Origin of the sequence: Bradyrhizobium manausense (genome assembly GCF_001440035.1) — a bacterium.
GTDB lineage: Bacteria > Pseudomonadota > Alphaproteobacteria > Rhizobiales > Xanthobacteraceae > Bradyrhizobium > Bradyrhizobium manausense.
This window is the reverse complement of sequence record NZ_LJYG01000052.1, coordinates 1-21,433: the sequence shown is the minus strand read 5'-3', so window position 1 is coordinate 21,433 and position 21,433 is coordinate 1. Positions and strand designations below refer to the sequence as shown.

The following is a 21,433-nucleotide window of genomic DNA, read 5'->3' as shown; positions in this document are numbered from 1 at the left end:
GGCCGCCCAGCATGATCTGGTCGGAGTTGAACTCGATCTGCGCCGGGATCGGCGCCTGCGGAATCGCCGCGAGACCCGCGCGCAGGGCCGGCAGGATACGCAGCGGCTCGGCATCGTCGCGGCCGGCGAGCTTGTCGGCATCGACCTGCCGCGCCGACAGCACCGCGCGCAGCAGCGGCGAAGCGCCGAACCTGAGGTCGCCGACGCCGCCGACTTTCAGCGCGCTGTCTTCCGCGCCGAAGCTCGCGTCGATCTGGTCGAACTTGGCACCGGCCGGATCGGCCTTGAGCTTTGCGGTGAGCTTCCAGGGCGTCGGCCCCGCCTCGCCTGCTTTCTTCGGTGGCGGCACGGCCAGCGTCAGCGCGCCATCGAATTTCGGCGAGCGGTTGTCGAAGGCAAGCACGCCTTCGAGGTCGGCCAGGATGGCGCGCTCGCCGGGATCGATATTGAGGTGCACGCGGGTGGCGCTGCCGTCGGGGTTGGGGCCGGAGGAGACGCGGAACGGATAGCGCACGCCGTTGGCGGTGAAATGACCATCGCCCCGCACCGATCCCGCGAGCGAGCGGACGTCGCCGGAGAAGCCGATGTCAATCAGCTCGAGCGTCGAGCGGCTGGCGGCATCGTGAAGGGCGATGCGGCCGGTGAGGTTGAGCCGCTCGATGGCGAGCGAGGCGAGATTGAAGGTGCCGCTCGCGGTGGAGGGCAGATCGACCTTGCCCCTGGCGTCGAGGCCGAGATCCGCCGCCATGCCGCCGACCGAGAGCTCGGTGGCACGCCATTCGCCGCGCATCAACGAGCTCAGGCTGAACTCGACGTCGAGCTTGTCGGCGCGCAAGCGCCCGAGATCATTGTTGCCGCCGAAGGTGACCGAACGCAGCCGCAATGTCGGCGCCGGCAGGAGCCGCGCATCGAGCTCGCCCGCCACGCGCACCGGCACGCCAATGATTCGGGTCGCCTCTGCCTCGAACTGGGGCCGGAACTGGTTCCAGTCGATGAAGTAAGGCCCGATCAGCGCGGCCAGCAGCGCTAAGATGAAGGCAATCGCCAATCCGAGCAGCGTCGTCTGCACGGGTCTCCCCTCGGCCAAGCCGGCACCCGGGTCAAACCCAAGCTGACAAACCAAGCTTCAGGCGCGCCGGAACAGCCCCTTATATAGGGGGAAGTGTGGCGAAGTCACAGCGACTGTTGCGCGCGGCGGTTAACGCACCCGGCCTCACCAGCTGGCCGGAAGGCGCCTCAAGCCCCGCAAGACGAAGGTCGGCCGCCATTCCGGGTTCTCGACGTCGTCGATGCGCAAATCCGGCAGCCGCCGCAGCAGCGTGGCGATGGCGATCTCGGCCTCGATGCGGGCCAATTGGGCCCCCAGGCAGAAATGGATGCCGCCGCCGAACGACAGCGGCCGGACGTTCGGCCTGGCGATGTCGAGCCTCTCGGGGTGGTCAGGATAAACCGCCGGATCGTGATTGGCCGAGCCGAGCAGGCAGAGCACGGTCTCGCCCTTGGGGATGGTCTTGCCGCCGAGATCGTCGATCTCCTCCAGCGCCACGCGCCCGGTCATCTGCACCGAGGAATCGTAGCGCAGGAATTCCTCGATCGCGCCCGTCATCAGGTCCGGCCGCGCCTTCAACAGCGCCAGCTGGTCCGGATTGCGATGCAGCGCGAGCAGGCCGTTGCCGATCAGATTGACTGTGGTCTCGTGGCCGGCGCCGAACAGCAGGATGATGTTCGCCGTCAGCTCCTCATTGGTGAGCTTGTTGCCGTCCTCCTCGGCCTGCACCAGCTGGCTGATGAGATCGTCGCCGGGAGACTTGCGGCGCAGCTCGAACAGCTGCTGGAAATACATCTGCGCCATCGTGGTGGCGGCGTTGGCCTTGGCGATCTCCTCCGGCGTCATCGGCACCGGGTCGAGCAGCCGGCCGCCCTCGCGCGAGCTTTTGTAAAACACCTCGCGATGGTCCTCGGGAATGCCGAGCATCTCGCAGATGATGGTGACAGGCAGGCGGAAGGCGAAATCCTCGATCAGGTCCATCTGGCCGCGGCCGATCACGGTATCGATGGTCTGGTCGACGATCTCCTGGATGCGCGGGCGCATGTCCTCGACGCGGCGGGCGGTGAACGCCTTCACCACGAGGCCGCGCAGGCGGGTGTGATCGGGCGGATCGGCCTGCAGCATCCAGTGCGCCATGCTGCGGAACACCGGCTCCTTCATGATGTCGGGGCCGTAACGGCGGCTCGTGCGCTCGACGAAATCCTTGCCGAAACGCTTGTCGCGCATCACGAGGCTGACCTCGGCATGACGACTGGCCACGAACTGGCCGAACGGCGTGACGTGGATCGGGTCGATCGCGCGCAGCCGGTCGTAATGCGGATAGGGATTGCGGATGAAGTCCGGCGCGAGCGGATTGAACAGGGGATCGCTGGCGACGCTCTGAACTGGCTCGTTCATGGTGACCTCACGTCGGTTGCCGCATGACACGATACGCCGGTTTGCAGCTCCGAAAGCCGGCGTAACCATCCCTGATGATTTATCAACTCGATACATTGTTGTATCGAGTTGCATTTTGCCCTAACCTTGAGGGATGTCAAGACTGAGAACCAGGCCGACCAGGGACGACACGCGCGAGGCGCTGTTCGAGGCAGCCGCGCGCGTGTTCGAGCAGGACGGGATCGGCGGCGCCAGCATCGAGGCGATTGCGGCGGAGGCCGGCTTCACCCGCGGCGCGTTCTATTCGAATTTCAAGAGCAAGGACGAGCTGATCTTCGCCATGCTCGAGGACCATGTCGAGCGATCGATCCGGCGCAACATGGAGATCCTGGCGCAGCACAGGAACCTCGACGACTTCATCGCGGCGCTGAAGACGATGGACCGGGCCCGGCAGGACCCCCTCGCCCGCTCGCCGCTGCTGCATATCGAGATGATCCTGTTCGTTGCACGCGCCGAGAAGCGCCGGCCCGAACTCGCCAAGCGGCTGCGGGCGCGGCGCAAGCTGATCGCCGACATCGTCGAGGCGACGTTGAGAGACAGCGCCAAAGGCGAGACGCTGAACCCGCCCTGGATGGCCTCGGTGGTGCTGGCGCTGGAAGACGGCTTTCGCCTGCACCGGCTGATCGATCCCGAGACCACGCCGGCCGACAGTTTTCTGCGCGCGATCACGGATTTGAGGCGGCGAACGGGATTGGCGACGGATTAGGGCGCACCAGCGACGCGCTCGACATTGCGATGCCGGGAAGCAGCAACGTAGCGCCGTCGTCGGGAATCGGGTGGGAGAGCAGCGGTGTGATCGTCATAGCTTCTCATGGTGGGCACCAAAGCACACAGGAGAAGCGATCGTGACGGTTGAACAAGATAACAAAGCCATCGTCGGCCAGTGGTTCACGAAATTCTGGGGCAAGACCTGCGACCTCGGAATTGTCGATGAACTCGCCGCACCGGATATGCTGCTGCAATATTCGCTGCACGAGCCGCGCCGTGGGCGCGACGACATCAAGGCATTCATGACGGACTTTCGGAAAGCGTTCCCCGATCTCAATTTCTGGGGCGCCGCCGATCTCATCGCCGAAGGCGACTATGTCGTCGGCCGGTGGGAGGGCGGAGGTACGCATACCGGGCCGGCATTCGCCGACTTCCTGGCAGGATCGCTGCCGGCCAACACCGGCCGCAAGATGAAGTTCACCGGCACGACCGTATTGAAACTCAAGGACGGAAAGATCCTCGAGGAAATCGGTCTCGACGACGGGGTCACTGCCCTGCAGCAGCTCGGTCTCATCCGCGCTGCCTGAGCCCTGTGCCAGGCGCAGAGACCTCAACGAACACACCGGCGATCTTGCGGTCGCCGGTGTCATTCTGGAAAACGCGCGCCAAGCCGACCCCTTCACCGCAATCGGTTGCCGATCATCGAGGCGACATTGCTGGACAACGCGAATGGCGAAAGGCTGAACCTGCCGTGGATGGCCTTGGTCGTGCTGGCGTTGGAAGATGGTTTGCGCCCGAACCGGCTGATCGGTCCGGAGACGACACCGGCCGACGGCTTCTTGCGTGCGATCCGGCGGACGGCATTTTCGATCCCATCGCACTGGGCAAGGATCTCGAAGCGCTGATCGCCGCGCTGAGCGAGGACGGGCAAGCCTGCGTCGTCGGCATGGATTGGGGCGGCACGTCGACCTTCCAGGCGCTGGCCACGGCACCGTCGGCGATCAAGGCTGCAGTGGTGATGAACACGGCCCACCCGATCATTGATCGCGAGACTGGTTCAGCTGGCGCCCCTGCCGGTCAATATCATGGTGACGCAGGGGATTCCGGAAATTCGCGATCTCGCTCGCGTCGGCGTTCGGCGGGTGAGCCTTGGGCCATGGCCGATGATGGCGGCGATGTGCCTCATCGGACAGGCAGCCGCAGGGGTCGCCGCGAGCAAGCAATACGGGACGTTCCTGCAGCCGAATGCCTGAGCCGTTCTCCGGCGTCGTGCCTCAAGCCGAGCGCTTCACCGCAACCGCCGGCTTGACCTCGAGCTGCCCCAGCATCGCCCTCGCCTGCTCGGCGCAGTGCTCGATCAGCCAGCGCTCGAAGGCGACGGGCGCCAGCGCGGGGGCGTAGACGTAGCCTTGCACGACGTCGCAGCCGAGCTCGGCCAGCATCTTGCGCTGGCCTTCGGTCTCGACGCCTTCGGCGACGACGGTCAGCCGAAGGCCCTGGCCGACCCGGACCACGGCGGTGGCGATCGCGAGTGCGCCGGCATCCTTCTCGATGTCGCGCATGAAGCTGCGGTCGATCTTCAGCTCGCGGATCGGCAGATGGGCGAGCCGGCTGAGGCTCGAATAGCCGGTGCCGAAATCGTCCACCGACAGGCCGATGCCGAGGGCGCGGATCGCGTGCATCGTCTCCAGCGCAGCGGCGCCGTCCTGCATGAAGGTGCCTTCGGTGATCTCCAGCATGAGGGCATCGGGCGGCAGATCGTGTTCGGTGAGGACATCCTGGAGCCGCGCGGCCAAGGTGACGTTGCGGAAATTGATCGGCGACAAATTCACCGAGACACTGGGGATGTTGAGCCCGGCGCGACGCCAGGCCGCCATCTGCCGACAGGCCTCGCGCACCGACCACAGGCCGATCTGCTCGATCAGGCCGCATTCTTCGGCGAGCGGAATGAACTTGGCCGGCGAGACGTCGCCGAGCACGGCATCGTGCCAGCGTGCCAGCGCTTCGACCCCATGGACGGCGCCGTCGCAGCTGCGGATCTGCGGCTGGTAGAACAGGCTGAGCGCACCCTCGGCAATGGCGCGGCGGAGTGCTGCGATCATCGCCAGCCGCTGTTCGGTCAGGCCGTTCATTTCGGCGTTGAACATGCAATGGGTGGAGCGGCCCGCCTGCTTGGCCATGTACATGGCGGCATCGGCCTGCTGCATCAGCGTGTCGATATCGGTCGCATGGTCGGGATAGAGGCTGATGCCGATGCTGGCCGACATCGGCATCAGCTTCGATCCGAGCCGCAGGGGCGCAGCCAGCGCCTCGGTGATGCGGGTCGCGACCTGCTCGGCGCTCTCGGCATTGCGATGCGGCAGCAGGATGACGAACTCGTCGCCGCCAAGCCGGCCCAGCATATCCTCCGGCCCGATCTGCTCGCGCAGGCGCTGCGCGAGCTGGATCAGAAGCTCGTCGCCGGCGGCATGGCCGAGCGTGTCGTTGACGTCCTTGAAGTGATCGACGTCGAGGAAGGCCAGCGCGACATGGCTGCCGGTCGGACAGGCATCGATCGCGGTCGTGATCAGGTGCCGTAATTGCGCGCGGTTGGGCAGGCCGGTGAGAATATCGTGATAGGCAAGCCGCGCGATCTCGGCGCGCGCTTCCTTGCGTTCGATGGCGAAGGCGGCGAGGTCGACGCAGGCATCGACGATGCGCCGGTGCCAATTGCTCGGCGCGCGAGACTCGCGATAGTAGAATGCGAAGGTGGCAATGACCCGGCCGTCCTTGGCCTTGACCGGGGTCGACCAGCAGGCCCGCAAGCCGGTTGCGAGCGGCATGGCCTTGTAAGGCTGCCAGCGCGGATCGGTGTCGAGATCTTCAGCCAGCACCGGCTCGCCATAGAAGGCGGCGGTGCCGCAGGAGCCGACGTCAGGCCCGATCGCGATGCCGTCCAGCGCGCTGGAATAGTCCTCGGGCAGGCTCGGGCCCCCGAGCGGGTGAACCAGGCCTGCGGCATCGACATGCAGCAGCGAGCAGACGACGTCGGGTGCGATCTCCTCGACGCGGCGGCAGAGCCGGTCGGCGATCTCGGTGATCGGGACCTCGTCGGCGAGCGCGCTCATGATGAGCTGCTGCAGCGAGCGCAACTGCCTGCTCTCGGTGATGTCCTCGACCAGCGCGAAGATGTGCCTGAGCCGGCCTTTGTTGTCGCGGAAGGCGTCGAGCCGCGCACAGACCCAGATCTCCTCGCCGCTCTTGTCGTAAACGAGTGTCTCGACCTCGCCGCGGCGGCCGCCGGCCATGAGCCGCTTGACGAGCTTCGCGATCGCCCTGCGGTTGGTATGGCAACCGGCGATGAGCTCCGCCGCAGGTCGTCCCTCGGCTTCCTCGCTGGTATAGCCGAACAGCGCCGTGAAGGCCGAATTGACGTAGCGGATGTTGTGCTCGACGTCGGCGATGATCACGGCGCGATTGGTCTGGTCCGAGACTGCGTTGAGCAGCCCGATCCTGACGCGACGCTCGGCCTCGGCGGTGACGTCGCGCGCGAATATGATGTGATTGACAGTACCGTCGATGGTCGTCGACGACAGCGCAATCGTGGCCTTGATCCGGCTGCCGTCGCGCCTGATGAGGCTGATCTCGTCGCGAAAGTCCACGACCGGATCGGCTTGAAGACATTTGAGCGTGAGAATGGCGGCGTCGCCGCCGAGCACGTCGGCAGGCGCAAGCTTCCAGATCCGCTCAGCGCCGGCGTTGAAATAGGTGATGCGACGCGCATCGTCGACGATGACGATGCCGTCGTCGGCGCATTCGAGCGCGGCGCGCAGCACGTCCGGCATTTTGGTCAGGGGGCAGTCGGAGGCAGACATCATTCGACCCGGCAGCATCGGCAAGATACGGCAACCAGCCCAAGGCTACCGCGGCGATGGTGTCCAAGACCTTTTTGCAACCGGCCCGGGTTCGGCCAAGCCGCGACATGCTTAACAGTCCGAGAAAAATGCCGTGCTAATGCAGCGCGAGCGGAACCTATTGGGCGCGAGTTCCCGCCCTAAAGCGCGATGAGATCAGGATGCATCGTCATCGCGCTTTAGCTCCTTGTTTGAGCATGATCTTTTCGTAAAACCGCTTCGCACTTTTCCGGATCATGCTTTAGAGCATGTGCAGCCGGCCGGCCACGGCCCTAACCTTGCCCGGCGAGGCCCGCCAGACCGACAGCGCCGAGAGAAGGCTGACGATGATCGCAATGCCAAATGCGAGCGTGTAGTCGCCGGTGCGGTCATAGAGCAGGCCGGTCACCCATGGCCCGGCCGCGCCTCCCGCCAATGCCGCGAGCATGATCATGCCGAAGATGCTGCCCTGGTGGCGGCCCCCAAAAATCTCGAACACCACTGCGCCCATGATCGAGGTGAGCCCGTAGCCGAGCGCGCCTTGTGTGAACACCATCAGCCAGACCAGCCAGAACGAAGGCTGGTATTTCAGCGCCATCAGCGCCGCGAAGCAGATCGCAAACCCCACACAGCTGATGGCCCAGACCCATTCCCGCCCGATCCGGTCGGAGGTATGGCCGAGGAAGATCTGGCCGGGGATGCCGAGCAGGCTGACGGCGCCGAGCGCCCAGACCGCAACGCTCGGGCTGAAGCCGATGTCGAGCAGGAATTTGGTCTGGTGCACCTGCACCGCGTACCAGATGTACAGGCCGCAGAAATAACCGAGCGCGAGCCACCAGAAGCGCGCAGTCGCAACCGCCCGCTTCAGCGTCCAGTCGATCGCGGCCCAGTCGGGATCGACGATGTTGGAGACCGGCTTGGCGGCGCCCGTGACCGGCTCGCCGTCGCCATCGGGCCGCAGGCCGATGTCTTCGGGGTGCTTGTGCAGCAGCAGATTGATCGGCGCCAGCACGACCAGGATCATCAATCCCATCGCGGTGCAGGCGGTGCGCCAACCGGTCTGCTCGATCATGTGCTGCACCCATGGCAGCAGCGTCATCGAACCGATGCCGACGCCGGCAAAGGCGATACCGATGGCAAAGCCGCGCTTGCGGATGAACCAGTTCGGCAGGAACAGCGACTGGCCGGAATAGCCGAGGCACACGGAGCCGGCGCCGACCATGACGCCGATCGTCACGTAGAGATGCCAGGGCTGGCTGGTGAGCGGCGCAAGCAGCAGCCCGCCGGCCATCAGCGCCACCCCGAGCTCCATCACGGCGCGCGGGCCGGCACGGTCCATCAGCCTTCCGATCAACGGGCTGGCCACGGCGGACGCGATGAAGCCGAAGGAGAACGCGCCCGCAGTCACGCCGCGCTCCCAGCCGAACTCGGCAATGATGGGCGGAAAGAACAGCGAGAAGGAAGTGCGCGCGTTGACGCCGATGGCCATGGTGACGAACGTCACCGCAACCACGACCCAGCCGTAGAAGAACGGAAGCCGCATTTTTCTTGTTTCATCCCTAGACGGTCGTCTACCGATCATCCGGGATTGCCCGGGTCAAGTGATTTTAGCGAATGCCTCTACATCGTCATTGCCGGGCTTGTTCCGGCCATCCACGCCGTGCAGCGGTACCAAGAACGTGGATGCCCGGGCCTTCGCCGCGCCGAAGCGGCTTCGGCCGCGCAGGCGGGACAAGCCCGGGCATGACGACCTCTTGTGATGTTCAAATGCTGCGAGACGGGCGTTCAGGCGGCGTCGCGCTGCGAGCCTTCGGCCGGCCCGTCAAGCTCGATCTGGTCGATCGGCAGCGGGCGGCTGAACAGATAGCCTTGCGCAAAATTGACGCCGAGTGCCTTCAGCCGCTCGAACTCCTCTGATGTCTCGACGCCTTCGGCGGTGACCGACATGTCGAGCCCGCGCGCCAGTGTCACGATCGAGGAGATGATCGCGGAGGAGCGCGGCTGGTGCGTGAGATTGCGGATGAACGATTTGTCGATCTTGATCTTGTCGAACGGAAATGCGGTGAGATAGCTCAGCGAGGAATAGCCGGTGCCGAAATCGTCGAGCGCGAGCTCGACGCCGATGCTCTTCAGCCGCTCCATGAAAGCAAGGTTCTCGGTGCCGCGTTCCAACAGGACGGATTCGGTGATCTCGATCTCGAGCCGCTGCGGCGACAGGCCGGAATCCCGCAAGGCCGCGTTGATGACATCGAACAGATCGGCTTCCTTGAACTGGATCGGCGAGAGATTGACCGCGACCATCAGGTCCGACGGCCACGCCGCCGCATCCGCGCAGGCGCGGCGCAGCACGAATTCACCGAGCGGCACGATCAGCCCGGTCTCCTCGGCAAGCGCGATGAACTGATCCGGCGGGATCAGCCCGCGGGTCGGATGCCGCCAACGCACCAGTGCTTCGAAGCCGCGCCGCGCGCCGGTGCCGGCATCCATGAACGGCTGGTAGTGCACCTCGAGCTGGCAGAGCGCGATGGCGTCGCGCAGATCCCCTTCCAGCGTGTTGCGCGCCTCGAGCTCGGCCGACATCGCCTCGTCGTAGATGGTGAAACAGTTGCGGCCGGCCGATTTCGAGCGATAGAGCGCAAGGTCGGCCTTCTTCAGCAATTGCTCCTGGTCGCTGCCGTGATCCGGCGCGACGGCAATGCCGATGCTGGTGCCGATCTCGACGCGATGCCCCGGCAATGGGAACGGCTCGGCGATGAGCTTGGCGATCCGCGCGGCCAGCTCGGTCGACGATGCGCGCTGATCCTCGCAGCCCTCCTGGATGATAGCGAACTCGTCGCCGCCGAGCCGCGCCAGCACGTCGGTGGCGCGCACCGCGGATTTCAGCCGCTGCGCCACCAGGCGCAGCAGTGCATCGCCCGCGCCATGACCGAGTGAATCGTTGACGTTCTTGAAGCGGTCGAGGTCGAGCATCAGGATCGAGAAGGTCCAGCCGCCGTTCTTCAGCTGAGCATTAAGCTCGTCGAGCCGGGCAAGGAAGAAGGCGCGGTTCGGCAATCCGGTCAGGACGTCGGTCTGCGCAAGCTCGAGCACGCGACGGTTGGCCAGCGACAGCCGCCGCGAGTTGCGGCTTGCCAGCATCAGATAGATCGACAGTGACAGTGTCAGCAGCATGCCGACGATGAGGACCGCGCCGGCGCGGTCGTAGGTCATCTCGAGGGAACCACCGACCGTCGGCATCGCGCGCACCTGCCAGTCGGTATCCCCGATCTTGAGATGGCCCGACCAGTGCAGGCCCCGCGCGACGTCGCGCATCGACTGCGGCGCGGAAGGCGCCGACGAATAATCCGGCATCATCTCCTCGAGGCCGACGATCCCCGCCGTGAAAGGCGGATACACGTTCACGCTGACCGCAGGGCTTGCGCCGGTCGTGCCACGAATGGCCTCTATCAGCAGCGGCAGGTCGAACACGCCGACCACGTAGCCTGTGAGATTGCGGCGCCGGTCCGCGACCGTGTCGCGAGAGGTCCCCTTGGCGTAGACGGGAACGGCGACGAGAGCATAGGACAGCCGGCCACCCCCGCGCGGATCGTAGAGGCGCGCACGAACGCTGGCGATACGGTCGTTGTCACGCGCGCGCTCGAGCGCCGCGGCGCGTTCCGGAACACTGGCATAGTCCATGCCATAGACGGGCGACGTCTTCGGGTAGGTCGAATAGAACACCGGAAAATATTCATCGCTTTGCGGCGCGGTCGCAAATCTCTCGCCCTGGAGCGACTTGATGCGATAGCCGGACAGGCCGTCCGCGACCGCGGCAGCCTCGTATTCAGCGCGTTCCTTGCGGTTGACGCGCGGCAGCCAGGAGATGCGCAGCATGCCGGGATGATGCTCGAACAGCCGGGCGCTGAACGTCTGGAACTCGCTGCGGGTGATTTCCTCGTTGGCCGATTCGAACAGGGTGCGCAGCGCGACGAGCCGGCTGATATATTCGTTCATGCCGTTCTGCATGACGATGGAATCGGTCTCCGCCGTGCTTTCGAACTCGATCCTGTTGACGCGGTCTTCCCACCGCGCCACGGCCGCAGCGCCCGCCAGCGAGAACAGCAGACCGACCCCGGCTGCGACGAGAGCAGGACGATAGAGCCCGAGCAGCGGCGCAGTGCGCCACCACCCGCTCCCCCGTTTCCGGCCCTGATCGTTCCGATCGCGATCGCCCATCCGTAAAAGCCGCCGTTCCCCTCTTCGCGGCGGACCGAACTTCTGGTTGAACCGCCGCAGTGGCAATCGGACAAGGACCGCGGTTAAGAACTGCACAATTTCGGAACCAGGCCTTGCCGCATTGCACGGCTTAGTTAACGAAGTGCGCCCCTGAACCGCCTGCATCGGCGCAACTTGCCGGTTTTACCCGGAGTATTACGGAGCTGCCGGTCCAGAGCCGGTTAGCGAGCTATTCAGGCCGCGCGACTATGCTTGGCGCGCTTTCTCCAGCATCCGGCAACACTTCCTGATGAACCTGTTTCGATCAGCGACACGCATCGTGCTGAGCTTCGCACTGCTCGCCGCAGCCACGTGTGCTGCAAGCGGCGGGGAGGTCGGCGTCGGCGCCGACACGATCCTGTTCGGCCAGACGGCTGCGTTCGCAGGCCCCTCAGCTTTGCTCGGTCAGCGCATGCGGCAAGGCATCGTCGCAGCATTCACCGAGATCAACGCAACTGGCGGCATCCATGGCCGCAAGCTGCAGCTGATCAGCCGCGACGACGGCTACGATCCCGACCGTTCGGTGGCGCAGACGCTGCGGCTGATCGAGGACGACAAGGTGTTCGCGCTGATCGGCGGGGTTGGCACGCCGACGGCGATGGCGACGATTCCGATCACCAGAGCCCGGAACATTCCCTTCATAGCACCGTTCACCGGCGCCGAATTTCTGCGCGACCTCAAGCTTCCGAACGTCGTCAACATCCGCGCGAGCTATGGCGCGGAGGCCGAGGCCTGGATCAAGCACCTCACCGAGGACCGCAAGTTCACCCGCATCGGCATCTTCTACCAGGACGATTCCTTCGGCCGTGACGGCCTTGCCGGCGTGAAGAACGCGCTGGCCCGGCGCGGCCTCGAGCTCGCCGCCGAAGGCACCTTCGAGCGCAACACCCGCGCCGTCGGCGCGGCCTGGCGGGTGATCAAGCGCGCCGAGCCCGAGGCGATCGTCATGGTCGGGACCTACGGTCCTTGCGCCGAATTCATCAAGCTGGCGCACCGCAGCGGCCTTTCGCCGACATTCGTCAACATCTCCTTCGTCGGCGCCACCGCGCTTGCCAAGGAGCTCGGTCCCGAGGGCGAAGGCGTCATCGTCTCGCAGGTCGTGCCATTTCCATGGGATCGCTCGCTCAAGCTCGTGGCCGACTACCAGGCCGCACAGAAGGTACTCGACCCGGCGCTGACCCCGGACTTCGTTTCGCTCGAAGGCTATCTCGCCGGCCGCTTTGTCGCCGCGGTCCTAAGACATCTCGGACCGAACCCGACGCGGGCGGAGCTGATGCGGATCATCAACGACGTCGGCCGCTTCGACATCAGCGGCACCGTCATCACCGTCGGCTCCCGCGCCATCGACACGCCACCGAAGGTGTTCTTGACGGTGATCCAGAAGGACGGGACGTTCAAGGCGGTCGATAGGCTTTAGGGCAGTTCACCGCCTGCGCGTCCAGCGCTCGGCGTTGACGGCACCCTGCGGCGCCTCGCCCTTGATGATGGCCTCGACCTGCCGCACCGTCTCCAGCGACTGATATTCGATCGCCTGCGGCGTCAGGCCGCCGACATGCGGCGTGGCGATGACGTTCGGCAGCCTTGCCAGCTCCGGCGTCGGCATCTGGTCGGGTGCACGGCCGACATCCATTGCCGCGCCGGCAATGCGGTTCTCCAGCAGCGCCTTGGCGAGCGCCGCCTCGTCGACCAGATTGCCGCGCGAGAGGTTGATGAAGAATGCGTGCTTCTGCATGCGCGCCAGCGCCGCCCCGCCGATCAGCTTCTCGGTCTGCTCGTTGGCGATGGCGAGGCAGACGACAAAGTCCGATGCCGCGAGCAGCTCGTCGAGCGCGACATGCCGGATCGCGCTGTCGCTGACATCGGCGAAGGGATCGGCCACCAGCACCTGCATACGCAGCACTTTTGCGATCTCGGCGAGGTAGCGCCCGATGCTGCCATAGCCGATGATGCCGATGGTGCTGCCGGCCAGCTGGCGGCCCATCCGCGCCTCCGGCTTGCGGCCGGCGTGGTAGTCGGCCGTCGCTCCCGACACGCCGCGCGACAAATCGACCATGAAGCCGACCGCGAGCTCGGCGACCGCCTGCACGAAGCCGGGACCGGCCCGTGTCACCAGCACACCGGCTTGCGAGGCCGCCTCGACATCGACATTCCTGATATCGACGGCACAGCGGACAAAGGCACGCAGGCGCGGCAATTGCGCAAAAATCTCGCCGCGAGCTTCGGTCATGCGATCGGCGACGATGATGTCGGCGTCCTTGGCCGCACTGACGAGGCCTGGAGAATCGAGCGCCTGGTCGCCCTCGTGCAGGATCACCTCGGCGATGGCGCGCAAGCCGTTCAGGCTGCGATCGCCATAGTAATTGCGGCGCATCTCCGGCGTATGGGCCAGCAGGACTTTCACGGCAGCACTCCCTTAGTAGCCGAACGCGCGCGGCAAGGCGGTGCTCAGCCACGGCACGAAGGCGATGACGAGCAGGCAGAGGAACAACAGGCCGAGATAACCCAGGATCGGCTTCACCGTCTGCTCGATCGGCACGTTGCCGATCAGGCAGGCGCCGTAGAGCCCGAGCCCGAGCGGCGGCGCGAACAGGCCGACGCCCATCGCAATCACCAGCACCACGCCGAAATGCAGGGGATCGATGCCGAGCTGCACCGCCACCGGCAACAGCAGCGGGCCGAAGATGATCAGCGCGGCCGCCCCTTCCAGCACCGAGCCCATCACGATCAGCACGGCGATCGCGAGCAGGATGAACAGCCAAACACCCGACGTCTTGGACAGGCCCAGCATGAAATCGCCGACCGCATGCGGCACCTGCTGCAAGGTCAGCGTGAAGGCCAGCGACTGCGCAGCGGCGACGATGAACAGCACCAGACCGGCGCGCGTCGCCGCCTGCACGAAGCTGTGCGCGGCCGATCTGAAGCTGAGCTCGCGGAACACGACGCTGCCGACGACGAGCGCATAGGCCACGGCAAAGGCGGAGATCTCGGTCGCGGTGGCAAAGCCGCTCTTGAAACCGAAGAAGATCATGAAGATCAGGCCGAACGAGGCGATCGCGCCGCTCCACAGGCCTGAAACCGCCATCTGCGGCTCGACCTCCTCGGCGGCATCAGGCGTCTTGCCGAAGACGATGGAGAAGGCGATCAGCACCGCCGCCATCAGCGCCGCGGGCAGCAGGCCTGCCATGAACAGGCCGCCGATCGAGAGGTTTGCGACAAAGCCCAGGATGATCAGGTTGATGCAGGGTGGTATGGTCTCCGCCATCACCGCGGACGCCGCGAGCAAGGCGACCGCGCTGCCCGGATTCTGCTTGGAGCGGCGCGCGGCCGGGATCAGCACGGAGCCGACGGCGGCGACGTCGGCCATCTTCGAGCCCGAGATGCCGGAGAACAGCACCATCGAGGCGACCATCACGACGTTCAGGCCGCCGCGCATGCGGCCGACCGCGCGCTGCAACAGCTCGATCAGGCGCACCGACATGCCGTTGGCTTCCATGAGGTAGCCGACCAGGATGAAGAACGGGATCGCCAGCAGCACGAAATTATCGATGCCGCGCGCCATCTGCTGGGCGAAGATGACGCCGGGCAACGCGCCCTCGACCCAGATGAAGATCAGAGCGGCCAGCGCCAGCGCAAAGCCGATCGGCAGGCCGCCGAACAGCGTGGCGAAGAAGCCGATCAGCATCAAGGTGCCCGCCGACGGCACCGAGGACGGCGACAGATAATCCCAGGCGAGATAGAGGCCGGTGACGACGGCGACTGCAACAAGCCCCCTGACAATGTCGGGGAGCGGCCGCGCGCAGAGATGATCGATCGCGAACACCGTCATGAACAGCGCGCCGATCCCCATCGGATAGAAGGTGAGCTCAAGTGGCAGACCCGAGCCGGTGGTCTGGCCTGAGGTCAGCGAGCCCAGCTTGATCGCGTTGTAGGCGACATAGCCGGAGATCAGCACGACGAGCAGGCTGCTTGCCGCATCGACCAGCGTGCGCAGCCGTCCCGGCAACAGATCGCGGAAGAAGGACACGCCGACATTCTCGCCGCGCGCCAGCGCGCTGGCCGCGCCGAAGAAGGCAGATCCAACCATCAATCCGCGCGCGACATCATCGGACCATTCGACCGGCGCGTTGAAAAAGAAGCGCAGCAGCACCGAGCCGCAGACGACCGCGAGATCGGCGGCCAGCAAGACGGCCGCGATCGCGTCGCTGAGGCGAAGCAGGAGGGCGATGCTCCCGTGGCGGCCGCCCGGGAGCGATACGGCGTCTGCCATCACCATCTCAGGCTTGGGTCGAACGAATGATGTCGATGACGGGCTTGGACTCCGGCCGCGCCTTGATGAAGTTTTCGATCTGCGGCGCGACACGCTTCTTGAAGGCCTCGCGGTCGCATTCGGCCACCGTCACGCCCTTCTCGGTCAGGGCCGTCAGCGCCTCTTTCTCGACCGCAAGCCCGTGGGCCCGCGTGTCGACCGCGGCCTTCTTGGCGGCGTCCAGGAAGCCCTCGCGCAGCTTCGGATCCATGCGGTTGAACGTCACGTCGCTGAAATAGACCGCGAGCGGCGAGAAATTGTGCTGCGTCAGCGCATAGAATTTCGCAGTTTCGAAGAACTTGCTGGCGAGGATGGTCGGCGGATCGTGCTCGAGACCGTCGAGCACGCCGGCCTGCAGCGCCGTGTAGATCTCGCCGAACGCCAGCGGCGTCGCGGCGGCGCCCATCAGCCGCAGGCATTCGGTGATGACGGGATTGGGCAGCGTGCGGATCTTGAGGCCGGCGAGATCCTCAGGCGTCTTCACCGGCTTCTTGGCGAGCACGCTGCGCGAGCCAAAATTATAGGCCCAGGCGATGATACGGATGTTGCTGCCCTTGAGCAGCGCGTCCTCGATCGGCTTGGCGGCGCCGGCATCGAACGCCTTGGTCTGCTGCGGGAAGCTCGAGAACAGGAAGCCGAGATCGTAGGTCCCGACCAGCGGCACCAGATTGGCCGAGATCGACGAGCCCGAGATCATGAGGTCGATGACGCCGAGCTTCACCGAATTGATGACGTCGATCTCCTGACCGAGCTGGTTGTCGGGGAAGAAGGCGACCTCGACCTGCTCGCCAAGACCGTTGGCCTTAATCTGCTTCACGAGGTTGTCGTAGTAGACGCGGCCGTTGGCGAATTTGGGATCGTTCGGCAGCGAGGACGAGCATTTCAGCTTCAGCGTCGCAGCTTCTGCGCGGCCGATGATGGCAGGAGAGAGCACAAGGCCGGCGGTCAGCGCCGTCGACGACTTGATGAACGTGCGACGGCTGACGGGCACGATGGTCATGGTGTTTCTCCCCAATATTTTTTGTTTGCCGGCCGCGGTCGTTGCCACGGCCTGTTGCGCGGAGAGTAGGGCCAAAGCGACGGGGCAGGCAAGGCGTGCCACGGAGCGCGATGCGCGCGCGAGCGGCAGGGGCGCCGGCACGGATTGCAGCGCAACGCCTATATTTGCCGAGGTTTTCGATCATGCCGCATCGCGGCCAAGCGGCTTCCATGCAAGATTGCCGCAGATCGATCCAATTCAGGTATGGATCGATGCCGAACGCAGATTGATGGGCACGCAGCAAAAAGCTGCGGGACTGGGATCCCGCAGCTCTGTCATTTTCCGCGATCGATGAGATCAGCGCGACGGCGCGACGCTCAGCTGTCCGTTCGCCGCCTCGACATCACGCGAGGGCCGCAGCGCGAAGGCGCCGTCGCCAAGCAGCGCCTGCGCAGCCAGCGCGATCGCCCAGAAGGCGGGAAATTCCCAGCCGCCCTTCGGGTTGGTGAAGAAGAAACCGGCCGCGCCATGCACGGTGAAGATCGCACCAAGCAGGACGGGAATGCCTGCCAGCGCCGCATAACGGGTCCAGACGCCGAGGATCAGGGCGATGCCGCTGAGAACCTCTACAGTCATGACCAGGTAGGCCAGTTCCGGCGGGAAGCCGAGGCTGCCGAAGAACTTTGCGGTGCCGGCGGGGGTGAAAACGAACAGTTTCAGGCTGGCATGTGCCAGGAACAGCGCGCCCAGGGTCACACGCAGCACCAGCGCGGCGTAGGGGGCGGTACGGGAATCGATCATGGCGGTCTCCATTGTTGGGCGATCTATGATCTATTCTCAGAACAATGATAATCTGCTATTTTAGAAATATACTTCACACTAACAGAGTGAAATAGGTGCTCGACCGCCTGACCAGCCTGGAAGTCTTCGCCAAGGTCGCGGCGAGCGGCAGCCTGTCGGGCGCGGCCCGGGCGATGGGCCTGTCGCAGACCATGGTGACCAAGCATGTCGCCTCGCTGGAGGCGCGGCTTGGCATCAAGCTGTTTCACCGCACCACGCGGCGGCTATCGATCACCGAGGCCGGCCGGCTCTATCTGGAATCCTCCGAGCGAATCCTCGCCGACATGGAGACGGCCGACGCCGCGGTCGCGCGCGAGCGCGTCGAGCCGCGCGGCTCGCTGCGGGTCAATGTGCCCGTCGTGTTTGGCACACGCCAGATCGCCCCGCTGATTGCCGACTTCTCGGAGCGTCACCCCGAGGTCACGATCGAGCTCGGCCTCAACGATCGCCTGGTCGATCTCGCCGAGGAGGGTTGGGACCTCGCGATCCGAATCGGCACATTGCGCGACTCCAGCATGGTGGCGCGCAAGCTCGCGCCGAACCGCCTGGTGGTCTGCGCGGCCCCTTCCTATCTCGCCAAGCACGGCACGCCGCGCAGCGTCGCCGATCTCGCCGGGCATAATTGCCTCGGCTACACGCTGTCGCAACAGGCAAGCGCCGCGGAATGGCTGTTCGGCGCGGAGGGCGAGATCCGCGTCCAGGTCTCCGGCAATCTGCGCGCCAACAATGGCGATGCGCTACGCGCGGCGACGCTGGCCGGCCTTGGCCTTGCGCGGCAGCCGACCTTCATCGTCGCCGACGATTTGCGCGCCGGCACGCTGGTCGCGCTTCCGCTCGACCAGCCGGAGGTGCAGTCATCTGCCGTGCATGCGGTCTACCTGCCCGACCGTCGTCCGCCGGCAAAGGTGCGCGCCTTCATCGATTTCCTCGCCGCGCGCTTTGCGCCGGAGCCGCCGTGGGACCACGGCCTGTTCTGACGCTGCACGGTGCAACACGTCGGCTCCGGCATACGCCCTGCCCAATCGCCGCTCGTTGCAACGTGAGCCAGCGCACAGACGCAGCAATGGCGGACGATTAGAAAAGGTGACATTCTTGCACCCATTGCCAGTGGAGGTGACCCCATGCGCCGTCCAGTCCTTTGCAATTTGATCCTTGCCTCCGGTCTCCTTGCCCTTACCCAGTTGATGACGCCGACGGATGCTGCGGCCGAAGCGCGTCTTGCGCTGGTGATCGGCCAGTCCGCCTATCGCACGGTGCCGGAGCTGCCCAACGCCGCCAATGATGCCAAGGGCATGGCCGAGCTGCTCGGCAATGCCGGCTTCACCGTCACGGCAGCACCGAATCTCGCGCAGAACGAGATGCGCCAGGCGATCTCGGATTTCGCCGGCAAGGTCAGTGCCGCCGGCGCCGACACCGTCGCGCTGGTGTTCTATGCCGGGCACGGCCTGCAGATCGACGGCGAGAACTATCTCGTGCCTGTCGATCTCGACCCCAAGCGCGAGGCGGACATTCCGCTGCAGGGCGTGCGGCTGAACGACCTGCTCAACACGCTCGGCGCGCTGCCGACGCGGGCGCGCATCTTCATGCTCGATGCCTGCCGCAACAACCCGTTCCCGGCGCTCTCGGGTGCCGGCCATGGGCTCGCGATCGTCGACACCAAGGCCGGCGCACCCGGCTCGTTCATTTCGTACTCGACCTCGCCCGGCGCCGAGGCCGAGGACGGCGATGGCACCGACAGTCCCTACACCACGGCCGCCCTGACCGTCGCCAAGCAGCCGAACATTCCGATCGAGGAAGTGTTCAAGCGCATCCGCATCGCGGTGGCGCAGTCGACCGACGGGCGCCAGATTCCCTGGGAAAGCTCGTCGCTGACGACCGACTTCAAGTTCTTCGGCGAGAGCAGCGGCCAGCCGCCTGCGCCGGGCGCAAATTCGATGGCGCTCGCCAGTGCCTCGCGCAGCGTCGCTGACTGGCGCAAGGATTTGCAGGGTAAGGATGCCAAGGTCGCCTATGATCTCGTGATCGCCGACGACACGGTGGAAGCCTATCAGGCCTATATCGAACTGTACGCGCAGGATGTCCGCACGCCGCGCTTGCGCACCGTCATGGAGCGCCGGCGTCAGATGCTGGCGTGGGACCGCGCCGTGGCGATCAACACCCGTGCATCCTATGAGGCTTATCTGGCGAACTGGGACAACAGCGATCTCGCCGCAACCGCGCGGCGGCTCCTGCTCCGCGTGCAGAACCGCAACTATGCCTTACCGGTTGCCGCCGCTGCGGTCCCGGTCGCCGTCGCGATGGCGCCGACCTGCCCATGCTCGGCACCGACCCCGCCGGCATCGACGCCGATCAACCCGACGGTTGCGCCCATCATCAAGAAGCGCGTCGACGACACGCCGCCGCCCTCAAAGCGCAAGGTCGCCGACACACCGCCGAAGCGCAAGCCGCCGACTGATGAAGTCGTCGAGCGCGCGCCACCTCAACAAGGCCCGCCACCCGCCGCCATCATGCAAGGCATCGGCATCGGTGTCGGGATTGGCATGGGAATGGGCATGGGCGGCGGCCGCGGTGGCGGCGAGATGGGACACGGCGACTACGGTCGCAGCAACAGATACTGAGTTCCTGATCGCGAAGCGGAGGGCAAACTTGCCCTCCGTCATTGCGAGCGCAGCGAAGCAATCCAGAGTCTTTCCGCGGAGAAATTCTGGATTGCTTCGCTGCTGTTTAGCCCGGAGACATAGCTTACACCTGTTCGGAGACATGGTTGACACTTTTGGGGTTACGCAGATCGATCGTTTCGATCTGATGAGCGGCAAAGAATATTCCGAATTTTCCGTCGGCACTGAGCTGGCGAATGGCGAGCCTCTCACCACGGAAGGCTTGCGGGACTTTCCAGAGCCGTCCCTTGAAGCTGACATAGGCCTTGGTGGTGGAGACGGAACGGACGATCTCGCCGTCGTCGTACTCCACCGTTGGAAGGCGGTTCGGCATAGGGCGCTGGCTCGGTCGATAACGGCTCGCGGGCACATCGAAGCCCAATGCCTCGTGCGGCCGATCGAGATTGTAGACGTTGCGCCATTGGTCGAACGCCCGCTGGACATCGGCAAGGTCGCGGTAGCGCTTGAAGGCGAAGACCTCGGCCTTCAGGCTGCGGTGGAACCGTTCGTTCTTGCCTCGGCTCTGGGGATGATAGGGCCGGCTGTGGATCGTGCGGATGCCGAGCTTGAGAAGCCACACCGTCAGCGTGGTCCAGGGGTCTTCGAGGGTGAAGCCCCAGGGGCCGCCATTGTCGACGAACATCGCATCCGGCAGTCCGTAGCGGCGGAACGTCGTCTCGAGATGGCCTCGTACCGTCGAGCCTCGTTCGTTGTCACAGGCTGCCAGGCACAAGGCAAAGCGCGAGTGATCGTCCAGCGTCGTCAGTGGATGGCAGGACACGCCGTTCTCCAAGGCACTGTGTCCCTTGAAGTCCATTTGCCAAAGTTGATTGGGCTTATCCTTCTCGAAGCGCGTATACGGCTGTCCAGGCGTGCCCGCAGGCTCCTTCACCCGATCATAACGTCGCAAAATCTCGTGCACGGTCGATATCGCCGGAACGGCCTGCCGGTTGCGCTTGAGACGATGCGCGAGTTTGCGCGCTCCCCAGGCCGGGTGAGCATCGCGCAGTTCGACGATCTGTTGCTCGATCGCAGCAGCTGTACGCTCCGGACTGTGATGAGGTCGTCGCGATCGGTCCGCCAATGTCGTATCGCCTGCATCGTACCGCTGGATCCACTTGTAGCCCGTCGGAGCGCTGATGCCGAACTGCCGGCACAGCTGCCGCAGGTTCGCTCCCTCCTGCTTGGCAAGCACCACAAACTCCCGCCTTTGATCCATGACTGACACCTCTCGCCACGGCATCGTTCGCCCCCTTGTTTGACGAATCGAGCCGATTTTGACGTGTCAACCATGTCCCCGAACACCTGTCAGTCATGTCTCCGGGCTAAACA

General features: G+C 65.2%; 18 protein-coding genes. 8 read left to right on the top strand and 10 right to left on the bottom strand.

Translation table 11 applies throughout. The features are described from left to right. Together AOQ71_RS47760 and AOQ71_RS13770 are read right to left on the bottom strand one after the other, a co-directional pair. Window positions 1–1,069, bottom strand: a 1,069-nt coding sequence (locus tag AOQ71_RS47760; protein WP_245316873.1) for an AsmA family protein, incomplete at its 3' end; no start/stop codon positions are given. Window positions 1,070–1,213: 144 nt separating this feature from the next. Beyond that, a complete protein-coding gene (locus AOQ71_RS13770) occupies window positions 1,214–2,446 on the bottom strand; it encodes a cytochrome P450 (RefSeq protein ID WP_057747226.1) in 1,233 nt (410 codons plus the stop codon). Window positions 2,447–2,579: 133 nt separating this feature from the next. Between AOQ71_RS13770 and AOQ71_RS13765 the strand changes: the two genes are divergently transcribed. From AOQ71_RS13765 to AOQ71_RS47755, 4 genes are all read left to right on the top strand, one after another. After that, entirely contained in the window at window positions 2,580–3,191 is a 612-nt protein-coding gene (locus AOQ71_RS13765; RefSeq protein WP_057747225.1) for a TetR/AcrR family transcriptional regulator, read from the top strand. Between the two features lie 139 nt (window positions 3,192–3,330). Next, the gene (locus AOQ71_RS13760) at window positions 3,331–3,780 is read left to right on the top strand and encodes an ester cyclase (RefSeq protein WP_057747224.1); all 450 of its coding nucleotides are present in this window, start codon (window positions 3,331–3,333) and stop codon (window positions 3,778–3,780) included. 105 nt (window positions 3,781–3,885) lie between these two features. Then, complete coding sequence (locus AOQ71_RS45055) at window positions 3,886–4,098, top strand: hypothetical protein (RefSeq protein ID WP_245316872.1); 213 nt, start codon at window positions 3,886–3,888, stop codon at window positions 4,096–4,098. Between the two features lie 180 nt (window positions 4,099–4,278). Beyond that, on the top strand, window positions 4,279–4,446 hold the full coding sequence (locus AOQ71_RS47755; protein WP_245316871.1) for an isocitrate lyase/phosphoenolpyruvate mutase family protein: 168 nt from the start codon (window positions 4,279–4,281) through the stop codon (window positions 4,444–4,446). A 21-nt stretch (window positions 4,447–4,467) separates the two neighbouring features. Here the strand turns inward: AOQ71_RS47755 and AOQ71_RS13745 are convergent, their stop codons facing one another. The 3 genes from AOQ71_RS13745 to AOQ71_RS13735 form a co-directional block, all read right to left on the bottom strand. Beyond that, window positions 4,468–7,047 (bottom strand): EAL domain-containing protein, encoded by a 2,580-nt coding sequence (locus AOQ71_RS13745; protein ID WP_057747274.1) that lies wholly within the window; start codon window positions 7,045–7,047, stop codon window positions 4,468–4,470. Between the two features lie 280 nt (window positions 7,048–7,327). Continuing rightward, window positions 7,328–8,608, bottom strand: coding sequence for an MFS transporter (locus AOQ71_RS13740; RefSeq protein ID WP_057747217.1), 1,281 nt, complete (start codon window positions 8,606–8,608; stop codon window positions 7,328–7,330). A 242-nt stretch (window positions 8,609–8,850) separates the two neighbouring features. Beyond that, a complete protein-coding gene (locus tag AOQ71_RS13735) occupies window positions 8,851–11,280 on the bottom strand; it encodes a bifunctional diguanylate cyclase/phosphodiesterase (RefSeq protein ID WP_057747215.1) in 2,430 nt (809 codons plus the stop codon). Window positions 11,281–11,569: 289 nt separating this feature from the next. Between AOQ71_RS13735 and AOQ71_RS13730 the strand changes: the two genes are divergently transcribed. Then, window positions 11,570–12,736 carry an ABC transporter substrate-binding protein gene (locus AOQ71_RS13730; protein ID WP_057747213.1) on the top strand — a complete coding sequence of 389 codons (1,167 nt, stop codon included), beginning with the start codon at window positions 11,570–11,572 and terminating at the stop codon, window positions 12,734–12,736. 6 nt (window positions 12,737–12,742) lie between these two features. Here the strand turns inward: AOQ71_RS13730 and AOQ71_RS13725 are convergent, their stop codons facing one another. From AOQ71_RS13725 to AOQ71_RS13715, 3 genes are read right to left on the bottom strand one after another with little or no spacing between them, the layout of a single operon-like run. Next, window positions 12,743–13,720: a hydroxyacid dehydrogenase gene (locus AOQ71_RS13725; RefSeq protein ID WP_057747211.1), complete on the bottom strand. Its 978-nt coding sequence runs from the start codon at window positions 13,718–13,720 to the stop codon at window positions 12,743–12,745. Window positions 13,721–13,732: 12 nt separating this feature from the next. Beyond that, window positions 13,733–15,586 (bottom strand): TRAP transporter large permease, encoded by a 1,854-nt coding sequence (locus AOQ71_RS13720; protein ID WP_057747273.1) that lies wholly within the window; start codon window positions 15,584–15,586, stop codon window positions 13,733–13,735. Between the two features lie 7 nt (window positions 15,587–15,593). Then, window positions 15,594–16,625: a TRAP transporter substrate-binding protein gene (locus tag AOQ71_RS13715; protein WP_057747209.1), complete on the bottom strand. Its 1,032-nt coding sequence runs from the start codon at window positions 16,623–16,625 to the stop codon at window positions 15,594–15,596. On the opposite strand from AOQ71_RS13715, the gene AOQ71_RS13710 reads away from it, so the two are divergent. Further along, window positions 16,618–16,959, top strand: a complete 342-nt coding sequence (locus AOQ71_RS13710; protein WP_157083507.1) for a hypothetical protein — start codon at window positions 16,618–16,620, stop codon at window positions 16,957–16,959. The two genes, AOQ71_RS13715 and AOQ71_RS13710, sit on opposite strands and share 8 nt — an antisense overlap. Window positions 16,960–16,961: 2 nt before the next feature. Here the strand turns inward: AOQ71_RS13710 and AOQ71_RS13705 are convergent, their stop codons facing one another. After that, the gene (locus AOQ71_RS13705) at window positions 16,962–17,405 is read right to left on the bottom strand and encodes a DoxX family protein (RefSeq protein ID WP_057747272.1); all 444 of its coding nucleotides are present in this window, start codon (window positions 17,403–17,405) and stop codon (window positions 16,962–16,964) included. A gap of 95 nt (window positions 17,406–17,500) precedes the next feature. Here AOQ71_RS13705 and AOQ71_RS13700 point away from each other — a divergent pair, with 95 nt between their 5' ends. Further along, window positions 17,501–18,421 carry a LysR family transcriptional regulator gene (locus tag AOQ71_RS13700; protein WP_057747205.1) on the top strand — a complete coding sequence of 307 codons (921 nt, stop codon included), beginning with the start codon at window positions 17,501–17,503 and terminating at the stop codon, window positions 18,419–18,421. A 144-nt stretch (window positions 18,422–18,565) separates the two neighbouring features. Then, window positions 18,566–20,062 carry a caspase family protein gene (locus AOQ71_RS13695; protein ID WP_057747203.1) on the top strand — a complete coding sequence of 499 codons (1,497 nt, stop codon included), beginning with the start codon at window positions 18,566–18,568 and terminating at the stop codon, window positions 20,060–20,062. Between the two features lie 124 nt (window positions 20,063–20,186). Here AOQ71_RS13695 and AOQ71_RS13690 read toward each other — a convergent pair whose 3' ends face one another. Next, the gene (locus AOQ71_RS13690; RefSeq protein WP_083513846.1) at window positions 20,187–21,344 is read right to left on the bottom strand and encodes an IS481 family transposase; all 1,158 of its coding nucleotides are present in this window, start codon (window positions 21,342–21,344) and stop codon (window positions 20,187–20,189) included. Window positions 21,345–21,433: the final 89 nt, after the last annotated feature.